19 protein-coding genes and 2 tRNA genes are annotated in these 20,492 nt (G+C 70.3%); 14 read left to right on the top strand and 7 right to left on the bottom strand.

The genetic code is table 11. The annotated features are described in order from the left end of the window. Positions 1 to 3: 3 nt before the first annotated feature. Both ACLJOU_RS22230 and ACLJOU_RS22225 read right to left on the bottom strand, forming a co-directional pair. Positions 4 to 813 (bottom strand): MBL fold metallo-hydrolase, encoded by an 810-nt coding sequence (locus ACLJOU_RS22230; RefSeq protein WP_410569575.1) that lies wholly within the window; start codon positions 811 to 813, stop codon positions 4 to 6. Continuing rightward, positions 810 to 1,532, bottom strand: coding sequence for a 2-phosphosulfolactate phosphatase (locus ACLJOU_RS22225; RefSeq protein ID WP_410569574.1), 723 nt, complete (start codon positions 1,530 to 1,532; stop codon positions 810 to 812). The genes ACLJOU_RS22230 and ACLJOU_RS22225 overlap by 4 nt, the downstream gene beginning before the upstream one ends. A gap of 45 nt (positions 1,533 to 1,577) precedes the next feature. Between ACLJOU_RS22225 and ACLJOU_RS22220 the strand changes: the two genes are divergently transcribed. Then, entirely contained in the window at positions 1,578 to 2,051 is a 474-nt protein-coding gene (locus tag ACLJOU_RS22220; protein WP_410569573.1) for a ribose-5-phosphate isomerase, read from the top strand. Beyond that, entirely contained in the window at positions 2,051 to 2,860 is an 810-nt protein-coding gene (locus ACLJOU_RS22215; protein WP_410569572.1) for an Fpg/Nei family DNA glycosylase, read from the top strand. Before ACLJOU_RS22220 ends, ACLJOU_RS22215 begins: the two co-directional genes overlap by 1 nt. A 99-nt stretch (positions 2,861 to 2,959) precedes the next feature. Here ACLJOU_RS22215 and ACLJOU_RS22210 read toward each other — a convergent pair whose 3' ends face one another. Continuing rightward, positions 2,960 to 3,805 carry a hypothetical protein gene (locus tag ACLJOU_RS22210; protein ID WP_410569571.1) on the bottom strand — a complete coding sequence of 282 codons (846 nt, stop codon included), beginning with the start codon at positions 3,803 to 3,805 and terminating at the stop codon, positions 2,960 to 2,962. Between the two features lie 146 nt (positions 3,806 to 3,951). On the opposite strand from ACLJOU_RS22210, the gene ACLJOU_RS22205 reads away from it, so the two are divergent. The 5 genes from ACLJOU_RS22205 to ACLJOU_RS22185 all read left to right on the top strand — a co-directional run bounded on the left by ACLJOU_RS22205 (position 3,952) and on the right by ACLJOU_RS22185 (position 8,219). Beyond that, entirely contained in the window at positions 3,952 to 4,827 is an 876-nt protein-coding gene (locus ACLJOU_RS22205; RefSeq protein WP_410569570.1) for a TIGR03619 family F420-dependent LLM class oxidoreductase, read from the top strand. Between the two features lie 5 nt (positions 4,828 to 4,832). Then, positions 4,833 to 5,273, top strand: a complete 441-nt coding sequence (locus ACLJOU_RS22200) for a nuclear transport factor 2 family protein (protein ID WP_410569569.1) — start codon at positions 4,833 to 4,835, stop codon at positions 5,271 to 5,273. Positions 5,274 to 5,410: 137 nt separating this feature from the next. After that, on the top strand, positions 5,411 to 5,998 hold the full coding sequence (locus ACLJOU_RS22195; RefSeq protein ID WP_410569568.1) for a TetR/AcrR family transcriptional regulator: 588 nt from the start codon (positions 5,411 to 5,413) through the stop codon (positions 5,996 to 5,998). Between the two features lie 13 nt (positions 5,999 to 6,011). Next, complete coding sequence (locus tag ACLJOU_RS22190) at positions 6,012 to 6,500, top strand: hypothetical protein (protein WP_410569567.1); 489 nt, start codon at positions 6,012 to 6,014, stop codon at positions 6,498 to 6,500. A gap of 150 nt (positions 6,501 to 6,650) precedes the next feature. Further along, positions 6,651 to 8,219 (top strand): carbohydrate-binding protein, encoded by a 1,569-nt coding sequence (locus ACLJOU_RS22185; RefSeq protein ID WP_410569566.1) that lies wholly within the window; start codon positions 6,651 to 6,653, stop codon positions 8,217 to 8,219. Between the two features lie 18 nt (positions 8,220 to 8,237). Here ACLJOU_RS22185 and ACLJOU_RS22180 read toward each other — a convergent pair whose 3' ends face one another. Next, positions 8,238 to 8,603, bottom strand: coding sequence for a winged helix-turn-helix transcriptional regulator (locus ACLJOU_RS22180; protein ID WP_410569565.1), 366 nt, complete (start codon positions 8,601 to 8,603; stop codon positions 8,238 to 8,240). A 66-nt stretch (positions 8,604 to 8,669) separates the two neighbouring features. On the opposite strand from ACLJOU_RS22180, the gene ACLJOU_RS22175 reads away from it, so the two are divergent. The 3 genes from ACLJOU_RS22175 to ACLJOU_RS22165 are packed head-to-tail and all read left to right on the top strand — an operon-like array spanning position 8,670 to position 10,224. Beyond that, positions 8,670 to 9,467, top strand: a complete 798-nt coding sequence (locus ACLJOU_RS22175; RefSeq protein WP_410569564.1) for an NAD(P)H-binding protein — start codon at positions 8,670 to 8,672, stop codon at positions 9,465 to 9,467. Beyond that, positions 9,434 to 10,045, top strand: coding sequence for an alpha/beta fold hydrolase (locus ACLJOU_RS22170; RefSeq protein ID WP_410569563.1), 612 nt, complete (start codon positions 9,434 to 9,436; stop codon positions 10,043 to 10,045). The genes ACLJOU_RS22175 and ACLJOU_RS22170 overlap by 34 nt, the downstream gene beginning before the upstream one ends. Then, positions 10,027 to 10,224, top strand: coding sequence for a hypothetical protein (locus tag ACLJOU_RS22165; protein WP_410569562.1), 198 nt, complete (start codon positions 10,027 to 10,029; stop codon positions 10,222 to 10,224). The genes ACLJOU_RS22170 and ACLJOU_RS22165 overlap by 19 nt, the downstream gene beginning before the upstream one ends. Before the next feature lie 10 nt (positions 10,225 to 10,234). Here ACLJOU_RS22165 and ACLJOU_RS22160 read toward each other — a convergent pair whose 3' ends face one another. After that, positions 10,235 to 12,190 carry a DUF6541 family protein gene (locus ACLJOU_RS22160; protein WP_410569561.1) on the bottom strand — a complete coding sequence of 652 codons (1,956 nt, stop codon included), beginning with the start codon at positions 12,188 to 12,190 and terminating at the stop codon, positions 10,235 to 10,237. Between the two features lie 600 nt (positions 12,191 to 12,790). Here ACLJOU_RS22160 and ACLJOU_RS22155 point away from each other — a divergent pair. The 3 genes from ACLJOU_RS22155 to ACLJOU_RS22145 are packed head-to-tail and all read left to right on the top strand — an operon-like array spanning position 12,791 to position 15,406. Continuing rightward, on the top strand, positions 12,791 to 13,108 hold the full coding sequence (locus tag ACLJOU_RS22155; RefSeq protein ID WP_410569560.1) for a DUF6317 family protein: 318 nt from the start codon (positions 12,791 to 12,793) through the stop codon (positions 13,106 to 13,108). After that, the gene (locus ACLJOU_RS22150; RefSeq protein WP_410569559.1) at positions 13,108 to 14,802 is read left to right on the top strand and encodes an alpha/beta hydrolase; all 1,695 of its coding nucleotides are present in this window, start codon (positions 13,108 to 13,110) and stop codon (positions 14,800 to 14,802) included. The genes ACLJOU_RS22155 and ACLJOU_RS22150 overlap by 1 nt, the downstream gene beginning before the upstream one ends. Positions 14,803 to 14,815: 13 nt before the next feature. Continuing rightward, a complete protein-coding gene (locus ACLJOU_RS22145) occupies positions 14,816 to 15,406 on the top strand; it encodes an LppA family lipoprotein (RefSeq protein ID WP_410569558.1) in 591 nt (196 codons plus the stop codon). Between the two features lie 145 nt (positions 15,407 to 15,551). On the opposite strand, the gene ACLJOU_RS22140 is transcribed toward ACLJOU_RS22145, so the two are convergent. After that, positions 15,552 to 15,625, bottom strand: a tRNA-Pro gene (locus tag ACLJOU_RS22140). A gap of 79 nt (positions 15,626 to 15,704) precedes the next feature. Here ACLJOU_RS22140 and ACLJOU_RS22135 point away from each other — a divergent pair. Continuing rightward, positions 15,705 to 15,778 (top strand) — tRNA-Gly (locus ACLJOU_RS22135). On the opposite strand, the gene ACLJOU_RS22130 is transcribed toward ACLJOU_RS22135, so the two are convergent. Next, a complete protein-coding gene (locus ACLJOU_RS22130) occupies positions 15,730 to 20,415 on the bottom strand; it encodes a HAMP domain-containing protein (RefSeq protein ID WP_410569698.1) in 4,686 nt (1,561 codons plus the stop codon). The two genes, ACLJOU_RS22135 and ACLJOU_RS22130, sit on opposite strands and share 49 nt — an antisense overlap. Between the last annotated feature and the right edge of the window lie 77 nt (positions 20,416 to 20,492).

The raw sequence follows: 20,492 nt of genomic DNA, 5'->3' as shown, positions 1-20,492 counted from the left end.
CGTTCACGGCGTCGCGAGGGCGGCCAGGGTGACGTCGCTGGGGTAGCGGGACGCGGCCACGGCCGCCACCTCCGTCGTCTCCCCGCGGCCGACGCCCGCCTTCAGCGCGACCAGTTCGTGCAGGCCGTCGCGGTGGTAGCGGACGAACTCCGCGTCGACCGGGTCGCCGTGGCCGGGGACCACGACGCGCGGTTCCAGCGCGAGGATCGTGTCGAGCGCGGCCGGCCAGGCGGTCAGGTCGGTCTCTTCGCTGAACGAGTACGCGCTGAACCCCGCTTCGGCGTGCTCGACGACATCGCCCGCGAACACGACCGCCGCGTCCGGGACGTGGACCACCACGTCGTGGTCGGTGTGCGCGCGGCCCGGGTGCAGCAGGACCGCCGTGCGGCCGCCCAGGTCCAGCTCGACGCGGCCGGTGAACGGGTGGTCGGGCGCCGCGATGGTCGTGCGGGAAATCGCCTCGGCGATCTCCGGCTTGCCCTCCTCGCGGTAGTGCGCCGCCCACTTGGCGCGCACCGCGCCGGTGTCCCCGCTCAGCTCGGCCACGCCGCGCTCGTGCGCCCAGACCTCGCACGGCAGGAACGCCTCGGTGCCCCAGGCGTGATCGAAGTGCGCGTGGGTGTACACCACCGCCCAGGGCAGCGGCGTGCGCTCGCGGACCGCCGCGGCGAGCTCGGCGCCCTGTTCGAGGTCGCCGCGGGTGTCGACGACCAGGCAACGCTCGGCGCCCACCACCAGCCCGACGGTCAGGTCCAGCTCCGCGTAACGGCGGGCGTGGACGCCTTCGGCGACCTCGATCCAGCGGCCGGTCATGCCAGTACTCCTCCGGTCAGGACGGGAGCGGCGGCGCTCACGTCGGATTGGGTGGCCAGCACGACGTCGCCGCCGTGGCCGGCTTCGCGCAGCTCGCGCGCCGAGACGCAGGCCGCCAGGGCCGTGACGTCGGCGGACCGCGCGGCGAACGCGGCTTCGGCGGACAGCGAAAGCCCGTGCCCGGCCAGCGCGGCGGCGATCGCTCCGGCGCCCACCTGGTCCTCGACGCAGGGCCGCAGCGGCCCGAACGTTTCGCCGTCACCGAAAATGTGCACGCCCCAGCGTTCCCCGGCCGGGATCAGCCCGATCGGGCCGCCCAGCGCAGCGGCCTTCGCCGCTACGGCGGTGGCGTTGCGCAGGCAACCCGCGAGTACGTGCGCGCCGGTCGCCGCGGCGGTGTCGCACAGCGTCGCGCCGTTGGGCGAGGGCAGCGCGAGGAGGGTGCCGGGCGGGATTTCCGTCACAGAAGACGGCCGCAGGGTGAAGCCGCTCTCGCCGGCGATGACCGCCCCCGCCGCCCGCGCCGCGGCCACCCCGCGCTCGTCGCGCCACCGCACCGGCAGGACGCGGCCGCCGCGGCCGACCACGAGATCCGTGGTCGTGCCGAAGGACAGCACGTCGACCACCACCAGCACCGCGCACTCCCGGCCGAGCGCCGCGACGCCTTCGGCGCCCCACTCGAGCCGCACGTCGTGCCCGGACTGCTCCCAGATGCCCACCCCCGGAGCATGCCCGAACCCGGCCGGGGTGGCAGACTCCTGACCGTGCGTGTCTACTTGGGATCCGACCATGCCGGTTTCGAGCTGAAGAACCACCTGGTGGCTCACCTGGAGAAGCAGGGTCACGAAGTCACCGACGTCGGTCCGCACGTCTACGACGCGGACGACGACTACCCGGCGTACTGCGTCGAGACGGCGCTGCGGGTGGTGGCCGACGAGGGCAGCCGCGGCATCGTCGTCGGCGGCTCGGGCAACGGCGAGCAGATCGCCGCGAACAAGGTCCCCGGCGCCCGCGCCGGCCTGGCCTGGAGCGTCGAGACCGCGAAGCTGTGCCGGGAGCACAACCACGCCCAGCTGATCGGCGTCGGCGCCCGGATGCACACCGCCGAGGAGGCCGTCGAGATCGTCGAGGCGTTCCTGGCGACGGAGGTCTCGCCCGAGGAGCGGCACGCCCGCCGCGTGCAGCAGCTGCTCGACTACGAGCGCACCGGGACCCCGCCGGCGTTGCCGGAGGCCTGATGCCCGAGGGGCACACGCTCCACCGGCTCGCGCGGCTGCACAAGCGCCGGTACGCGGGCGCGCCGGTCGAGGTGAGCAGCCCGCAGGGCCGGTTCGCCGCCGAAGCGTCCCATTTGGACGGTGAGGTGCTCGTCGGTGCCGAGGCGTACGGCAAGCACCTGTTCCACGACTACGGCCCGCACGGCGTCGTGCACATCCACCTCGGGCTCTACGGCACCTTCGGCGAAGCCCCGCTGCCCGCGCCCGAGCCGGTCGGCCAGGTCCGGCTCCGGCTGGCGGGCCGGACACATTGGACGGACCTGCGCGGGCCGACGAAGTGCGAGCTGCTGGACGTCGCCCAGGCCGACGCGATCAAGGCCCGGCTCGGTCCCGACCCGCTGCGCCGCGACGCGAAACCGGAGCTGGCCTGGGCGCGGATTTCGCGGTCCAGGACGTCGATCGCGGCGCTGCTGATGGACCAGGCGGTGCTCGCCGGGGTCGGGAACGTCTACCGCGCCGAGGTGCTGTTCCGCCACGGCGTCGCGCCGCTCACGCCGGGCCGAGCACTCGATCGTGCGCTCTGGGACGCCATCTGGGCCGACCTGGTGACCCTGATGCGCGCCGGCGTCCGCGTCGGCCGCATCGACACGGTCCGCCCGGAACACCTGCCGGAGGCGATGGGCCGCGCGGCCCGGGTGGACCGCCACGGCGGCGAGGTCTACGTCTACCGGCGCACCGGCGAGCCGTGCCTGGTGTGCGGAACGCCGGTGGCGCACTCGGAACTGGCGGCGCGCAACCTCTACTGGTGCCCCCGCTGCCAAACCGCCTGAAGCGCCCCAATGTGGCCTTCGGTGCGTCCTACGCACCCAAGGCGGCCTTCGGTGCGTGAGACGCACCGAAGGCCGCCTTGGGGCGCTTGAAACCGGGGGTCAGAAGTCGAAGCCGCCCCCGTCGAAGCCGCCCCCATCGAAACCGCCGCCGTCGAAACCGCCGCCGTCGAAACCGCCGCCGCCCCAGTCGCCGCCGGAGTCTCCGCCCCAGTCGCCACCGCCGTCGCCGCCGTCACCGCCGTCGCCGGTGAAGTCGTCACCGCCGCCCGGGTCGCCGGACTCGAGGGCGTCCTGCTGGCCCGCGTCGTAGCCCGACTCCCAGGCCGAGGCGCTCGCGATACCGCTCATGCCGGAGAACATCGCGCTGAACAGGAACATCGACCCCAGACCCCAGGCGCCGGCCACGAGCGCGGGCTTCCACCACGGCTCGCTGTACCAGCCCTGCGGCACCGGACGGCCCGCGACGCGGCCGCCGGGGTAGTAGTACGGCGTGTCCTGGCCGGCCTCGGGCGAGGCGGCGTAGTGCTGGCCCTCGACGTCGACCTCCCGGCGCTCGGTGACCTTGCCGGCGCGCTCGCGCTCGGTTTCCTCCGGCAGCTGCGGGCCGGGGTCCATGCCCATCGCGGTGCGCGCGGCGCGGACGTAGTAGAGGCCCTCGATGGCGGTCTCCTTGACCAGCCGGGCCTGCTCGATCGTGCGCGCCTGCTCCAGCTGCGAACCGGCCGCGTTGTAGCGCTCGCTGGCGTCGGCCATGGCCTGTTGCGACGCGGTGTCCGTGCCGTTGAGGTTGAGGACCTGGCCGCCGAGCCGCTCGACCAGGCGCCGGGCGTCGGCCTTGGCGTCGTCCAGCTCCCGCTGCCGGGCGGCGGCGCGCTGCCGCGAGAAATAGAGGCCGCCACCGACGATCACGACGACGAGCACGATCAGGAAGATCGCGGTGCCCATGGACCACTCCTGGAAGTTCGGGGCTCGGTGACCGGTGGTCACCTTGTGAACCGGACAACGCGGACGCTACGCGGTGGGTTCCCGGTGCGTGACCGGGCCCACCGGGGGACCTGGCCGAGCAAACTAGAACACGTTATAGTTCGGTCATGAAGTTCACCCTGTCGATCGCGATGAACCCCCTCGATCAGCTGGGCGAGCTCGCCCGGGCCGCCGAAGAGGCCGGCTTCGCCTCCATTGCCCTGCCCGACTCGCTCTTCTACGCCGAGACGGTGGACACGGACTACCCGTACACCCCCGACGGCAGCCGGTTCTGGACCGCGGAAACACCCTGGGTGGACCCGCTCGTCGCGACGGCGTCGATGGGTGCGGTGACCAGCCGCATCCACTTCTACACGTCGGTGCTCAAACTCGGCTCGCGCAACCCGGTCCTGCTGGCCCGCCAGGTCGGCTCGGTGGCCGTGCTCACCGGCGGCCGGTTCGGTCTCGGGCTCGGCGTCGGCTGGCTGCCCCAGGAGTTCGAGTACTGCGGGGTGCCGTTCGAGCGGCGCGGCAGGCGCGTCGACGAGGCCATCGACGTTCTGCGGCTGATCCTCGACGGCGGGATGGTCGAGTACCACGGCGAGTTCTACGACTTCGACAAGATCCGGATGAGTCCGGCGCCGCCGTCGCGCGTGCCGTTCTACATCGGCGGCCACACCGAAGTCGCGCTGAAGCGCGCCGCCCGGGTCGCCGACGGCTGGTCGTCGGCGATGATGAAGCTCGACGAGCTGCGCGACACGATCGCGCGGCTCAAGGAGCTGCTGGCCGAGCAGGGCCGCGCCGACGTCCCGTTCGAGTACCAGGCGGTCTGCATCGACGCCTTCGGGCTCGACGGCTACCGCGCGCAGGCCGACGCCGGCGTCACCGATGTCATCACGATGCCGTGGGTGTTCGACGGCGTCGGGTTCGACGCGCCGGTCGAGCCGAAGCTCGAGGCGATCCGCAAGTTCGGGGCCGAAATCATCGCGAAGTTCGAGGAGTGACTGCCGTGGGCGTGCAGGTCAGCTGGGACACCGAGCAGGAGCAGCCGGCGGCGCGGCGCGCGGCGTTCGCCTCGATGACGGCGGTGGCGGCGGGTGACAAGGAGGGCTGGCTGGCCCTGTTCGCGCCGGACGCCGTCGTCGAGGACCCGGTCGGCCCGTCGTTCTTCGACGAGACGGGCAAGGGGCACCACGGCCGCGACGGCATCGGCGCGTTCTGGGACAAGACGATCGCCACCGTCGAGCGCTTCGAGTTCACCATCCGCGACTCCCACGCCGGTGGCGACGAGGTGGCCAACGTCGGGACGATCACGACGTTCCTGCCGGGGGGCTACCGCGTCGACACCGACGGGGTGTTCGTCTACCGCGTCGGCGAGGACGGGCTGATCCGGTCGGTGCGGGCGTTCTGGGAGACCGAGCGCGCGATGGCCACGGCACGCCAGGTGTAGGCCCCGGTTCAGCGAAGGCCACCTCGGTCGTCCGAGGTGGCCTTTTCTCGCGCGCGTGATCGACACACGCCGCAACCGTCCCGTCGCGCAAGAGAAAGTTCTGGCGGCGGTTTGCTCAACCGTGCTATGTTTTGCTCATGCAAGCAAAGACGTTCACCGAGAACGCCCGGCGGGCGCAGATCGTCCGCGCGGCGATCGAGACCATCGGTGAACTGGGGTATGCGAAGGCGTCGTTCGGGCAGATCGCGAAACGTGCCGGGCTGAGCAGCACCGGCATGATCTCCTACCACTTCGACGGCAAGGCGGACCTGATCGCCGAGGTCGTCCGGCACGTGCTGGCCACGAGCATCGCCTACATGCGGGAGCGGATCGACGCGGTGGCCGGGCCGGCGGCGGAACTGCGGGCCTACATCGAGTCGAACCTGGCGTTCATCGCCGAGCACCCGGTCGAACTCACCGCGCTGCTCGACTGCCTGCAGCACGGCGGCGACGCCGCGGGCGGCAACGACTGGTACCACGGCGCCGTCGACGTCCTGGAATCGTGCCTGCGCGAAGGGCAGCGCACCGGCAACTTCGGCCGGTTCGACCCGCGCGTCATGGCGATCACCGTCCGCCAGGCGATCGACGGCGTCCACACCGAACTGATCCGGCGTCCCGACACCGACGTCGACGCCTACGCGGCGGAACTCGTCGCCATCGTCGAACGGGCCACCGCGCCCGACTGAACCTGGGGGAACCATGACCACCTCGAACACCACCGGGCGCGTGCTGCGCCCGGTCACCGTCCTGCTCTACCTGAACCTGCTGATCAGCGTCGCGTTCGCGGTGCTGACCTTCCTGCACAAGGACGGCATCCTCGACTACCAGGTGCTGCACTGGGAGTCGACCGGCCGGGCGAACCCGGCCGACCGGGCCGGGACCCGCGCCTCGCTGGAGAGCGTGCTGTGGATCCGCCCGGTTTCGGTGCTGGTCATCGCGATCGTCTACGTCCGGCTGGCGGGGCGGCTCAAGCTCGGCCGCCGCCGCACCTACGTCCGGCTGCTGATCATCACCCTCCTCGGCCTGGCCGGGCTGGGGTACCTCGTCGTCGCGGCCGAGTTCCCGGACTGGATGCGGGCGGGCCAGGTGGCCCAGGCGCTGGTGCTGCTCGCGCTGTTCGTGCTTCTTTGCACCAAAAGTGTTCGCGGGTACTTCCCGAAGCAGGGCCGCGTTCCGGCGAAGGTGTGATCCTTGCCGGGGGGACGCTGAAACGCCGGGCATTCCGGTGACCGGAATGATCGGACGTCATATCTGATGTTTCGTGCACTAGCCCTTGACGCGGCGATTGGAAGGAACTTTTACTAACCGGAGTCCGCCACCTCACCTCCGGGAGCACGCATGTCCTCACTCCGGCGCATCGCGAGCGCGGCCGCCGCGGTCACGATCGCGGCCAGCGGTCTCGTCCTGGGCGCGCCCGCGGCGTCCGCCCTCGAAAACGGCCTGCTGCGCACACCGCCGATGGGTTTCAACAACTGGAATTCGACGCAGTGCCGCGCCGAATTCACCGAAGCGATGATCAAGGACATCGCGGACATCTTCGTCGGCAAGGGCTTGAAGGACGCCGGCTACACCTACGTCAACATCGACGACTGCTGGGCGCTGCCGTCGCGCAACCCGGCGGGGGACCTGGTGCCCGACCCGGCGCGGTTCCCGAACGGCATCAAGGCCCTCGCCGCCTACGTCCACGCGAAGGGCCTCAAGTTCGGCATCTACACCAGTGCCGGCACGAAAACCTGCAACAAGGCCGGGTTCCCCGGCGCGCTGGGCCACGAGCAGCAGGACGCGAACCTGTTCGCCTCCTGGGGCGTCGACTACCTGAAGTACGACAACTGCAACAACCAGGGCGTCGACGCGCAGCAGCGGTACAAGGCGATGCGGGACGCGCTCGCGAAGTCGGGCCGCCCGATCGCGTATTCCCTTTGCGAGTGGGGTCAGAACCAGCCGTGGACGTGGGCCGCGCCGGTCGGGAACCTGTGGCGCACCACGGGCGACATCTCGGACAAGTGGTCGAGCATGATCGGCAAGGCACAGACCAACCGCGGCCTCGCGCAGTACGCGGGCCCGGGGCACTGGAACGACCCGGACATGCTGGAGGTCGGCAACGGCGGCATGACGGCGACGGAGTACCGCACGCACTTTAGCCTGTGGGCGATGATGGCCGCGCCGCTGCTGATCGGCAGTGATCTGCGCAAGGTGTCGGACGACGATTTCGCGATCCTCAAGAACACCGACGTGATCGCGCTCGACCAGGACCCGCTCGGCAAGCAGGCGACGGTGCTGAGCGCGAACGCGGGCCTGGTGGTGTACAGCAAGGTGCTGGCGAACGGCGACCGCGCGGTGGCCCTGTCGAACGAAACGGCGGCGACGGCGACGATCGGCACGACCGCGTCCGCCACGGGGATCGGCAGCGCGTCGTCGTACACGTTGAAAGACCTGTGGAGCAAGGCGATCCGGACCACGGCCGGCACGATCAGCGCGTCGGTACCCTCGCACGCGACCGTGCTGTACCGCGTGTCCCGCGCCGGTGGCGCGACGCGCTACGAGGCCGAATCCGCCACGCTGTCGGCCGGCGGCACGATCGACGCCAACCACGCGGGCTTCTCGGGAACCGGCTTCGCGAACGGCGCCAACGCCGTCGGCAGCTACGTCGAATGGCAGGTGACGGGCCCGGCGTCGTCGCTGGCGTTCGGTTACGCGAACGGCACGACGGCGGCGCGTCCGGTGGACATCTCGGTGGACGGCACGGTGGTGGCCGCCGGCGTGCCGTTCCCGGGGACCGGCGCCTGGACGACGTGGAACACGGTGACCAAGGGGTTGGCGTTGCCGGCGGGCCAGCACACGATCCGCCTGACCGCGACGACGGCGGACGGCCCGGCCAACCTCGACTACCTGGACGTCTCGCCGTAGCGACCGCGCCGCGGACGCCTACTTGGCGGAGCTGCGTTCGTCGTAGCTCCGCCGGGCCGCGTCGACCTTCGCCAGGTTGCCGGACCATGCGGACAGGCTGGCGAACAGCGGGCCGAGGCTCCGGCCGAGTTCGCTGATCTCGTACTCGACGCGCGGCGGGACCTCGGCGTGGTAGGTGCGCACGACGAGCCCGTCACGCTCGAGCTGCCGCAGCCGCTGGGTGAGCACCTTCGGCGTGATCGTGGTGATGCGGCGCTGCAGTTCGACGAACCGCTGCCGGCCGTGTTCGTGCAGGGCCCACAGGATCGGCGTGGTCCAGCGGCTGAACACGATGTCCACCACCGGGGCGATCGGGCACGCCTGTTCGGGTGTGGTCTCGGTCACTTCGGCGCCTCCAGCCAATACTTTCCTCTAGGTACCTACTATACCGGCGAAGGTACCGTCGTTCCCATGATCATGGTTGTGGGAGCGACGGGAAACGTCGGAGAACCGCTGGTGCGGCTGCTGGCCGAGGCGGGTGCCGAGGTGACGGCGGTGTCCCGCCGGATCGCCGCGGCGCCGCCGGGAGTCGTTGTGCGGCAGGGAGATCTGGCTTCGCTGTCCTTCGCCGGAGCGAGGGCGGCGTTCTTGATGGCGCCGCCCGGCTTCGACGGTTCGCTCGGGCCGGTGCTGGGCCGGGCGCGTGAGGCCGGCGTCGAGCGGGTGGTGCTGCTGTCTTCGCAGGGCGTCGGAACGGGACGGCACCCGGCGGTGTCCGAGGAGGCGGTGCGGTCGTCGGGTCTGAAGTGGACAGTGCTGCGCCCGGCGGGGTTCGCGTCCAATGCGTTCCAGTGGGCGGAAAGCGTGCGACAGCGGCGCTTGGTCGCGGCGCCGTTCGCGGACGTGGCCCTGCCGGTGGTCGACCCGGCGGACATCGCCGCGGTGGCGGCGGCCGCGCTGCTCGACGCGTCGCACGATGGCCGGACCTATGTCCTGACCGGTCCGTCGCCGGTGTCCCCGCGCGAGCAGGCGGCGGCGATCGGCGAAGCGGTGGGCGAGCCGGTGCGGTTCGTGCCGCTGACGCGGGAGGAAGCTCGTGCCGCCATGTCAGCTTTCATGCCTCCGGAGGTCGTGGCCGCGACCCTGGACATCCTGGGCTCGCCGACGCCGTCGGAGCAGCAGGTGAGCCCGGACGTCTCGCGGGTACTGGGCCGCCCGGCGCGGCCGTTCGCCGAGTGGGCGTCCCGCTTCGCGGGGGCGTTCAAGTGACCGGGCTGGCTTACCGTTCGTCGGGCACCGGCGCGCCGGTGGTGTTCCTCCACGGCAACCCGACCTCGTCGTACCTGTGGCGCAACGTGCTGCCGCACCTGCCGGGGTGGCGCCTGGCCCCGGACCTGATCGGCATGGGCGATTCCCCGCGGCCGGACATCGCTTACACGTTCGAGGACCACGTCGGCTACCTGGACGCGTGGTTCGACGCGCTGTCCCTGGACGACGTGACCCTGATCGCCCACGACTGGGGCGGAGCGCTGGCGGCGGACTGGGCGTCCCGCCACCCGGCGCGGGTCCGGGCGCTGGCGTTCACCGAAGCGGTGCTGAAGCCGATGACGTGGGAGGAGTTCCCCCCGCGGGCGCGGAGGTGTTCCGCGCGATCAAGAGTGCGGGCGAGTTCCCGCCCGGGTTCCTGGCCGCCCTCCCACCGGAGTACGCGACGACGTTCCGCCGCCCCCTGCTGCAGTGGGCCCGTTCGATGCCGTTGGGTGGCTCGCCGGCTTCGGTGGTGGCGCGGCTCGAGGCGTTCGGCCGCTGGCTGGGGGCGTCGCCGTCGGTGCCGAAGCTGCTGGTGACGTTCGAGCCGGGCTTCGACACGATGCTGACACCGTCCATGGTGGAGTGGTGCGCGGCGAACTTCGCGTCGCTGGAGGTGGTGCGGCGTCCGGAGAAGGCGGGGCACCACACGCCGGAGGACCAGCCGGCGGCGCTGGCGGAGACGTTGGCGGGCTGGCTGGCGGCTCTCTCGTCGTAGTGCCGGCGCCTCAGCGCGAGTCGGCCGCTTTGTCGCACGGGCTGACCCGGTACAGCCGGAACGAGCCGCCCTCGTCGATCTGGCGGAACCCGGCCGTCGGTGCCGGGTAGGCGGTGCCGTCCCACAGGTTGCCCCGGGCGCGGTCGTTGGTCAGCAGGTACCGGACCTGCAGCCGGTTGACGATCTCGCACACGCGGGGGTCGCTCGCCGCCTGGTTGAGGTGCTGGGCCAGGTACACCTGGTCCGGGGTCAGCCGGCCCAGGTTGAGCTGCGGGAACAGGACCTGGCGGCGGGTCAGGGCCATCACCGCCGGGCTGCCGTTGTACGGCATCTGCGCCACGATCGTGCCCGGTTCGGTCCGCCAGCCGATCCGCGTGAACAAGGCGTGTTCGTCCTCGTCCACCAGCGGAGCGGCTTTCGGGTAGGCGGCCAGGACCCGGTCGCGGTGGTCGGCGTGGTGCAGCCCCCCGGTCACCAGCAGCAAGCCGAGCGCCGCGACGACCGGAGCTGCCCAGGCCACCGTGCGTTGCCTGCGCAGCACGCCGTCCGGCGCGAGCCCGGCGCGTACCGCCGAGACGACCGCGAGCACGCCGAGCACCGCGAGCGGGACGCCGGTGATCGGCAGCATGGCGGCGAGCCGGTGGGAGTCGGTGTACCAGAAGCCGGTGAAGATCCGGCGGGTCGCGCCCGGCACGCCGGCGGCCAGCACGTACAGGCCGCCGGAAACGGCGTGCCCGGCCACCAGCCACCGGTGGCAGCGCTGCCGGAAGCACGACACCGCCCCCACGACGACCAGCACGGCCAGGACCCAGCCTGCGTCGTGGTGGTTCGTCCCCCCGGTCAGCACCTCACCGAGCGCCTGCGACGGCGACTCGAAGGGCGCCGAGTCCGCGCTCATCGGTCCGGAGAAGACCCTCCACTCGACGACGACCAGCCAGTACGCCGGAGCGGCGAGCACGATGGGCGCGGCGAGCAAGATCGCGTGCGACCGCCGGCCGGCCCGGTACCGCCGGACAGCGGCCCGCGCGAGGCCGGCCACGACCGCGGGGACGGTGATCGCGACCAGGCTGATGACCGCGTTCGGGTGCGCGATGGCGATCGCCGTCAGGATCACCGGCGCCAGCAGCCACGCCCGGCCCCGGCCGATCACGTCCTGCCGGGCCAGCCCGGTCATCGACACCACGACCGCCACCCCGGCCGGGACCAGCGAGAGCCCCAAGAGGTTGGGCCACAGGATGCCCCAGCCGAGCAGTTCCCAGGGGAACGCGCCGAAGGCGACGCTCAGCAGGCCGGCGAGCGCCAGTGCCGACCGTGACGGCCCGGCCAGCTGCCGCATCAGGAGGACGCAGCCCAGCGGCCAGACGACCAGCGCGATGGTGACCGACAGGATGTTCGCCGTGGCCGGCACCGAGCTGCCGGTGACCATGGCGAGCAGCGAACCGATATCGTGCCAGGCCGCCGGGTAGAACCCGCGGACGCGACCGGGAACGCCGAGTGTGTCGATCCGGAACGTGGACGCCACCCCGGTGTTCAGGATGTGGGCGATGGCGTTGTAGTGGAACGACGAGTCATCGGTCGTCAGCAGCTCCTCGGGGCTGCTGATCGCCGCTCGCACCGTGAGCACCCCGAGCGCCAGCGCGACGGCGAGCCCGCCCGCGGCGGCCGCGACGACCGGCAGGCCGTCACCGGGCGCGGGCTGCGGCAGGCGTCGGCGAAGCAGCAGGACCACGCCACCGGCCACGACCGAGACCCCGGCGAACACGGCGAGCACCAGGGGCAGCGACCACCGGATCCCGACTTTGCCCGCGACGATCGCCGTCACGGACACCAAGGCCACCACGACGACCGGGGCGATCGCCACCATCGCCAGCCGGCGCAGCCCGAGCAGGTACGTCAGGGGCAGGCCGGGCAGGATGAGCAGCACTCCGCAGAGCACCATCGTGGGCGCGGCGTCGAGCCACGACATGGTCGAACCCCCTCGTGCGAAACCGGTTATCTGCCGGGAATCGGTGTGTCCCGGTGGCGTCATCGCCACCTGGCCGACGAAGGTTACACCCGGGGTGTCAATTGTCGAATCCGCGGTTGAATGCGTCGGAGGCGCCGGTTTTCGCTGTGTCGAATGTGGACCGGACCGTCGCTGTGGTCACTTGATTCTCGCAGTACCGCCCGGGGGTGCCGACCTGCCGCAGTGGCAAGTCGAGGTCGCTGAATCGGGTGACGGGAGACCGCTTCGCGGGGATCTGCGAAACGCGCTGTTGCGAAAAAAATTCGCTGATGATCCGTACGTGTCGACGCGAAGACTATTCGAGGGTGTGCCGGCACGGCGTGCCTCGGGCTGTGTTCCCGGACTACCCCATTCGGGGTGGGTGGTGAGCGCCCTGGAGCCCACCGACGACATATGAGTCGGAGTCCCGAGGCGAGGAGGCCTGAGTAGTCCTACTCAAATGGTGCCTGGGTAGATCCGCTCGGCTGACATTTCGCCTGGTCATGGCCGCCTTCGCACGGTTGTTCCCGCCCGATGTCATGCCCTAGGGTGACAGAGCCGCTACATACCGGGGAGGGCATTGTGAGCGCGGGTTACCAGGTGGTGATAGCAAAGATCCGCCATACCGGGCAAGCTGCGGGACGGGTGGCCGATGGACTGCGCGGGGCGGGGTGCACAGCGGCCATACCCACTGGCGATCTGGGAATGCCGGGATCGCGCGCAGCGCTGAAAATGGCCGAAGTCAAACATGCTTTGGTGTACCGGCAGCAGGGATTCGAATCCCGTCTGGACACGCACGCCGCCAACATGGCGAAGGCGGCCGACCACTACGCGGCGCAGGAGTCGGCAGCCGCCGCAGACCTGTCCACGCGGACCATGGGGCCGGTGGAGGCAAGCTGATGGCCGGCTGGTCCGACGTCACGCGGTGGAGCCCCGCCGTCCTGCAGAATGCCGTTCGCGACATCAATGCCGCTTACAACAAACTCGTAGCTTGTTCGGACGATCTCCGGGACATCAACACGCCGGAGGGGTGGCACGGCGAGGCCGCTGATGCCGCAGCGAAGGAAGTCAACCAGATCATCGACGGCCTCGAGGAGTACGCGGCTGATCTCGCTGCCCTGCGTCGGAGGGCAGGCGATGTCGGTGACGCCATCACGGGCGTACAAAACGGCGTCAAGGAGGCCGAGGCCATCGCCGCGAGCAACCACTTCACCATCGCCGGTGACGGTGCAGTCGTGGACAACGGCGTGCCCGGTGTGCCGGACGACCAACGCGAACTGGTGGCTGAAGAACGCAGCCGGATCGCCGATGAACTGAAAGACCGGGTCGAGGAGGTCCTGCGGCAAGCGACGAATGTCGATGAAGACCTGTGTGCCGTGCTCGACCTCATCCAAGGCGGCCAGGTCATCGATGCCACCGCGAACGACAACGAGCACACCAGTCTGGCCGCGGCCGGCAACTCCGGTGAGGCGATCGCCGTCTCCTCGATCATGCCTCCGCCGGCGGTCGACGCGGATCCGTCGATGAACGCGGCCTGGTGGGCGGCACTGTCGGACAGAGAGCGGCAGCAGCTGATCGCTCGTCACCCCGACTGGGTCGGCAACCGGGACGGTATCAAGGCCGCCGACCGCAGCAAAGCCAATCTGGCCCTCGTCGAACAGGAAAAGCGCAGCTTCGCCGCCGAACTCGACTGGTTGCGACGCGATGGCGGCGACGCCGACGAGATCGCCCGCTTCGAGGAACGACTCAGAGCGCTTGATGCGATCTCCGGCATGATGCACAACCCGGACGGCAGTCTGAACGGAAACCGCCAACTGATGTCCGTGGACATGACCGGCGAGCACCCCAAAGCCGCCATCGCCAACGGCGATGTCGATACGGCGCAGCACGTCGCCGTCTTCACCCCGGGCATGAACAGCACGGTGGACGGCAACATGCACGGTTACGTCGACGACATGGACGGCGTCCAACGCAGCGCGGAGCGGATGCTCGCCACCCAAGGCGGCGGGACCGTCGCCACCGTGACGTGGATCGGCTACGAGCCCTCGTCATTCGACGACAAGGGCTCGCTGGTGGGGCTCATCACCAGCGAGAACGCCGACATCGGCGGCGACAAGCTGGCGAAGTTCGACCAGGGCATCAACGCCGCGCGGCCAACCGACCCGCACTTCACCGCCCTCGGTCACTCGCAGGGCTCCATCGTGACCGGCATCAGCCTGGCCCACGGCGGCACGGGCGTCGATGACGCGGTGGTGTTCGGCTCGCCGGGCGTAGCTGACCACTTCGGCATCGACAACACCGCCCACGACCTGAAGGTGCCCGCCGGGCACACCTACAACATCACGGCCAGCGGTGACCCCGTCGCCCAATGGGTGCCGGAAACATGGCGCTACGGCGCAGCCCCCTACGCCATGGACGGCATGACTCAACTCTCGGCCGGCGCCGCCACCGGCTCGGACGGCAGCCCCCTCGCCGCGTCATACGGACACAGCGAGTACACAAAAACGCTGCCGGACGGCACCGACACCACCAGCAAACACAACATTGCGGCCATCGTGGCGGGTATGCCGCAGCTTGCCGTACCCGCACGGTAGGAAAGATGGCCTCATGCTGACCAGAACCTCGTTGGCTGCCGCGATGGTCGCGGGCACACTGCTGCTCGCGGCCTGCGATGACGGCGGTCAAGACCTCGGAACGCCGTCATCGGAGACAACAGTGCCCAGCCAGCAGCAGTACGCCGAACTCCTGCGGCGGCCGACGATTGACGAGGCTGTCACCCGCTACGAAGAAGCCCGCAAGACCCTGCGAACGAAGTTGACCGACAACCTCGGCCTCACCGGCTGGGTCGACAAGCACGATGGTCGCCAGTCAGGCTGCGCCAATGAATTCCCGGGCGTCGCCAGCCGCGACGCGGTGCGCACGTTCCTCAGCTTCATCACCGCGCCCGAAGGGATCTCCAGCGTGCAGTGGGTGGACGCGAAGCGCATCGCAACGGAAGTGGGCAAGGCCTACGGGTTCACCAAACCGGGGCTGGAACGGAACAATCCGCCCACGTTCGAGTTCGAACTGCGGGACCAGTACGGAGCAACGCTGACGCTGTCGTCAGGTACGACTACGGTCATCTCGATCGAAACCGGCTGCCACCTGACCACTGAGGCCAAGGGGCGAATTGGCGCGAGCGGGACCACGCGACGATAGGGGCCCATCCCAACGCCGACCGTACGTCGTCCTATCGCGCGGTGGTGGCGACGTCCGGCGAGCAGATCGCCACCACCGAACGCCCACACACGAACACGCCCGGCGAGCGTTCGCTCGTCGGGCGTGGTGTGAACAAGACCTACGGTCGGGATGACAGGATTTGAACCTGCGACCCTTCGCTCCCAAAGCGAATGCGCTACCAAGCTGCGCCACATCCCGGCACCCCCCGAGGGGGGTGTGCGATCAGCCTAGCGGGTCACGCTAAGCTGGCCACGCACCCGGGTACCTCCGGGGGCACGCGGGTGTAGCTCAATGGTAGAGCCCTAGTCTTCCAAACTAGCTACGCGGGTTCGATTCCCGTCACCCGCTCCACTGCCCACCGGGCCGGCGTCGCGCGTCGAGGCGGCGTCGGCTTCCAGTGAGGCCGCTATCACGTCCAGCAGCTTGTCCGTGTCCACCGGCTTGGTGATGTAGTCGTCCGCGCCGCTGGCCAGGGTCCTCGCTCGGTCCTCGGCCGTGGCCTTGGCGGTGACCGCGATCACCGGCAGGTCCGCGTTCGCCGCCTCCGCGCGGATCGCCGCGATCGTGGCGTTGCCGTCCAGTTCCGGCATCATCACGTCCATCAGGACCAGCGCCGTGTCCTCGTTGCGCTCCAGGGCGCGGATGCCGTCCACGCCCGTCTCCGCGTAGATCACGTCCAGGCCGGCCTGCTCCAGGACCGCCGCCAGGGCGAACACGTTCCGGAGGTCGTCGTCGACGATCAGGACCTTCTCGCCGTGGAAGCGCTTCGGGGTCACGTCCGGGGCCGCCACCAGCACCGTGCTCGGCACGGGCGGCAGCCGCCGCGAGGACAGCGCCGTCAGGGCCGGGTCCACCAGGTTGGCCGCCGCCACCGGGAGGTACAGCGTGAACGTCGAGCCCACCCCCGGCTCGCTCACCACCCGCAGCTCGCCGCCCAGGAGCTCCGTCAGCTGCTGGCTGATGTTCAGCCCGAGACCCGTGCCGCCGTACTTGCGGCTCGTCGTGCCGTCCGCCTGGCGGAACGCCTCGAAGATCACCGCCAGCTTCTCCTCCGGGATGCCGATCCCGGTGTCCTCGACCGCGAAGGCGATGATGCCCGGCGCGTTCTTCAGCGCCTCTTGCTCCACTTCCGCCGGGTCCGCCGCCCGGATGTGCAGCCGGACGCCGCCCTCGTCGGTGAACTTCGCCGCGTTCGACAGCAGGTTGCGCAGGATCTGCTGCAGCCGGTGCTCGTCCGTGTGGACGCTCCCGGGCACCGGCGGATCGATGTGGACGGCGAAGTCCAGCCCCTTGTCCGCCGTCAGCGGGCGGCACAGCGACTCGACGTACTCGACCAGCTCCGGCAGCGTGATGTCGGTCATCTGCAGGTCGAGCCGGCCCGCCTCCACCTTTGCCAGGTCGAGGATGTCGTTGATCAGCTGCTGCAGGTCCGACCCGGCCGCGTAGATCGTCTTCGCGAACTGGATCTGCTTCTCCGTCAGGTTCCCTTCCGGGTTCTCCGACAGCAGCTTCGCCAGGATCAGCGCGCTGTTCAGCGGTGTCCGCAGTTCGTGGGACATGTTCGCCATGAACTCGGTCTTGTACTGCGACGCCACCGTCAGCTGCCCGGCGCGCTCCTCCAGCTCCTGCCGCGCCTGCTCGATCTCGCTGTTCTTGACCTCGATGTCGCGGTTCTGCTGGGCCAGCAGCGCGGCCTTCTCGGCCAGCTCGGTGTTCGACCGCCGCAGCTCGCCCTGCTGGGCCTGCAGCTGCTCCGACCGCGCCCGCAGCTCCTGCGCCAGCCGCTGCGACTCCGTCAGCAGCGCCTCGGTCCGCGAGTTCGACAGGATCGTGTTCACGTTGACGCCGATCGTGTGCCGCAGCTGCTCCAGCAGGTCCTGGTGAACGGTGCTGAACTCGTTCACCGAGGCCAGCTCCAGCACCCCGAGCACCTCGCCCTGGAACAGGACCGGCAGCACGATCAGGTTCACCGGCGCCGCCGAGCCGAGCCCCGACGAGATCAGCGCGTACTCCGGCGGGGCGTTGTGGACGAGGATCGTGCGCTGGTCGACGGCGGCCTGGCCGATCAGCGACTCGCCCATCGTGAACCGCAGGCCGGCGCGGGACTGGGCGAGGCCGTAGGCGGCGATGCACTCCAGCACCGTGCCGTCGCGGTCGTCGTCGCGGGCCAGGAAGAACGCGCCCTGCTGGGCCCGGACCAGCGGGGCCAGCTCGGACAGGATCAGCGCCGCGACCGACGCCAGGTCGCGGTGCCCCTGCATCCGCCCCGACAGCTGCGCGAGGTTCGTCTTCAGCCAGTCCTGCTCGCGGTTGGTCCTCGTCGTCTCCTTGAGGTTCGCGATCATCTGGTTGATGTTGTCCTTGAGGTCCGCGACCTCCCCGGACGCGTCCACCGTGATGTGCCGGGTCAGGTCGCCGGCCGTCACCGCCGTCGCCACCTGGGCGATCGCCCGCACCTGGGTGGTCAGGTTCCCGGCCAGCTGGTTCACGCTCTCGGTGAGCCGCTGCCAGGTGCCCGACACGCCGTCGACCTCGGCCTGGCCGCCCAGCTTGCCCTCGGTGCCGACCTCGCGGGCCACGCGCGTGACCTCGGAAGCGAACGCCGAGAGCTGGTCGACCATCGTGTTCATCGTCGTCTTGAGCTCGAGGATCTCGCCTCGGGCGTCGACGTCGATCTTCTTGGTCAGATCGCCCTTCGCGACCGCCGTCGTCACCTGCGAGATGTTGCGCACCTGGCTGGTCAGGTTGTGCGCCATGAAGTTGACGTTCTCGGTCAGGTCCTTCCAGGTCCCGGCGACGCCGGGGACCCGGGCCTGGCCGCCGAGGATGCCCTCGGTGCCGACTTCGCGGGCGACGCGGGTGACCTCGTCGGCGAACGCGCGCAGCGTCTCGACCATCCCGTTCAGCGTCTCGGCCAGCGCCGCGACCTCGCCCTGGGCCTCGATCCGGATCTTCTTCGACAGGTCGCCGTTGGCCACCGCGCTCGCCACCGTGGCGATGTTGCGCACCTGGTCGGTCAGGTTGTCGGCCATGACGTTGACGTTGTCGGTGAGGTCCTTCCACGTGCCCGCGACGCCGCGGACCCGCGCCTGGCCGCCGAGGATGCCCTCGGTACCGACTTCGCGCGCCACTCGGGTGACTTCGTCCGCGAACGCGGACAGCTGATCCACCATCGTGTTCAGCGTCGTCTTGAGCTCGAGGATCTCGCCGCGGGCGTCGACGGTGATCTTCTGCGTCAGGTCGCCCTGCGCGACCGCCGCCGTCACCTGCGCGATGTTCCGGACCTGGTCGGTCAGGTTGTTCGCCATGGAGTTGACGTTGTCGGTCAGGTCCTTCCAGGTCCCGGCGACGCCGGGCACGGTCGCCTGGCCGCCGAGCTTCCCTTCGGTGCCGACCTCGCGCGCCACTCGGGTGACTTCGTCCGCGAACGCGGACAGCTGGTCCACCATCGTGTTCAGCGTGTTCTTGAGTTCCAGGATCTCGCCGCGGGCGTCCACCGCGATCTTCTGGGTCAGGTCGCCGCGGGCGACGGCGGTGGCGACCTGGGCGATGTTGCGGACCTGGGTGGTCAGGTTGTTCGCCATGAAGTTCACGGACCCGGTCAGGTCCCGCCAGGTGCCGGCGACGCCGGGGACCTGCGCCTGGCCGCCCAGCTGCCCCTCGGTGCCGACCTCGCGCGCCACTCGGGTGACTTCGTCCGCGAACGCGGACAGCTGATCCACCATCGTGTTCATGGTCGTCTTGAGCTCGAAGAACTCGCCGCGGGCGTCGACGGTGATCTTCTGCGTCAGGTCGCCCTTCGCCACGGCCGTGGTGACGTGCGAGATGTTCCGGACCTGGTCGGTGAGGTTGTCGGCCATCTGGTTGACCGAGTCGGTGAGGCTGCGCCACGTCCCGGCCGCGCCGGGCACCTCGGCCTGGCCGCCGAGCTTGCCCTCGCTGCCGACCTCGCGCGCGACCCGGGTGACTTCGCCGGCGAACGCCGAGAGCTGGTCGACCATCGTGTTCAGCGTGTTCTTCAGCTGCAGGATTTCGCCGCGGGCGTCGACGTCGATCTTCTTCGTCAGGTCGCCGTTGGCCACCGCGGTCGCCACCTGCGAGATTCCGCGGACCTGGTCGGTCAGGTTGTCGGCCATCAGGTTGACCGAGTCGGTGAGGTCGCGCCACGTCCCGGCGACGCCGGGCACCTGCGCCTGGCCGCCGAGCTTGCCGTCCGAGCCGACCTCGCGCGAGACGCGGGTGACTTCGTCGGCGAACGCCGAGAGCTGGTCGACCATCGTGTTGATGGTGTTCTTGAGCTCGAGGATCTCGCCGCGGGCGTCGACGTTGATCTTCTGGGTCAGGTCGCCGCGGGCGACGGCCGTGGTGACCTGGGCGATGTTGCGGACCTGCTCGGTGAGGTTGTCGGCCATGAAGTTGACCGAGTCGGTCAGGTCGCGCCAGGTGCCCGACACGCCCGGGACGACCGCCTGCCCACCGAGACGTCCCTCACCCGCGATCTCGCGGGAGAGCCGTGTCACTTCGGCGGCGAAGCGCGACAGCTGCGCGATGAGGCCGTTGACCGTCTTGGCCAGGGTGGCGTACGCGCCCCGCAGCGGGCGTCCGTCGAGGGTCAGCGTCATCGGCTGGGACAGGTCGCCGTCGGCGACGCCGCCGAGCACGCGCTCGAGCTCGATCGCCGGCCGGGTGAGGTCCTCGACCAGGCCGTTCACCGCGTCGACGGCGGTGGTCCAGCCGCCCGGGCCGACCTGGCCTTCGAGCCGCTCGCCGAGCCTGCCCTCCTGCCCGACCGCCGCGCGGACCCGCAGCAGCTCGCTGACCAGCCGCTGGTTGCGCTCGGCGATGTCGTTGAACGCGACCGCGAGCTGCGCCGAGATGCCGTCGCCGTGCGGGACGAGCCGCCGGCGGAAGTCGCCGTCCCCGAGATCCCGCACCGCCACGAGCACCCGCTCCAGCGCGGCCGCTTCGCTCTGGGATTCCGTTGTCATGTGTGCCGACCCTCTCCACCACGCATGCGCCAGCCATGGTCGTCGACCCAGCGTGCCATGCTTCGCCCTACACTTCG

The sequence above is a fragment of the Amycolatopsis sp. cmx-4-61 genome, assembly GCF_046548775.1.
Classification (GTDB): domain Bacteria; phylum Actinomycetota; class Actinomycetes; order Mycobacteriales; family Pseudonocardiaceae; genus Amycolatopsis.
The sequence above is the reverse complement of the archived record's forward strand: the minus strand, read 5'-3'. Positions and strand labels throughout refer to the sequence as shown.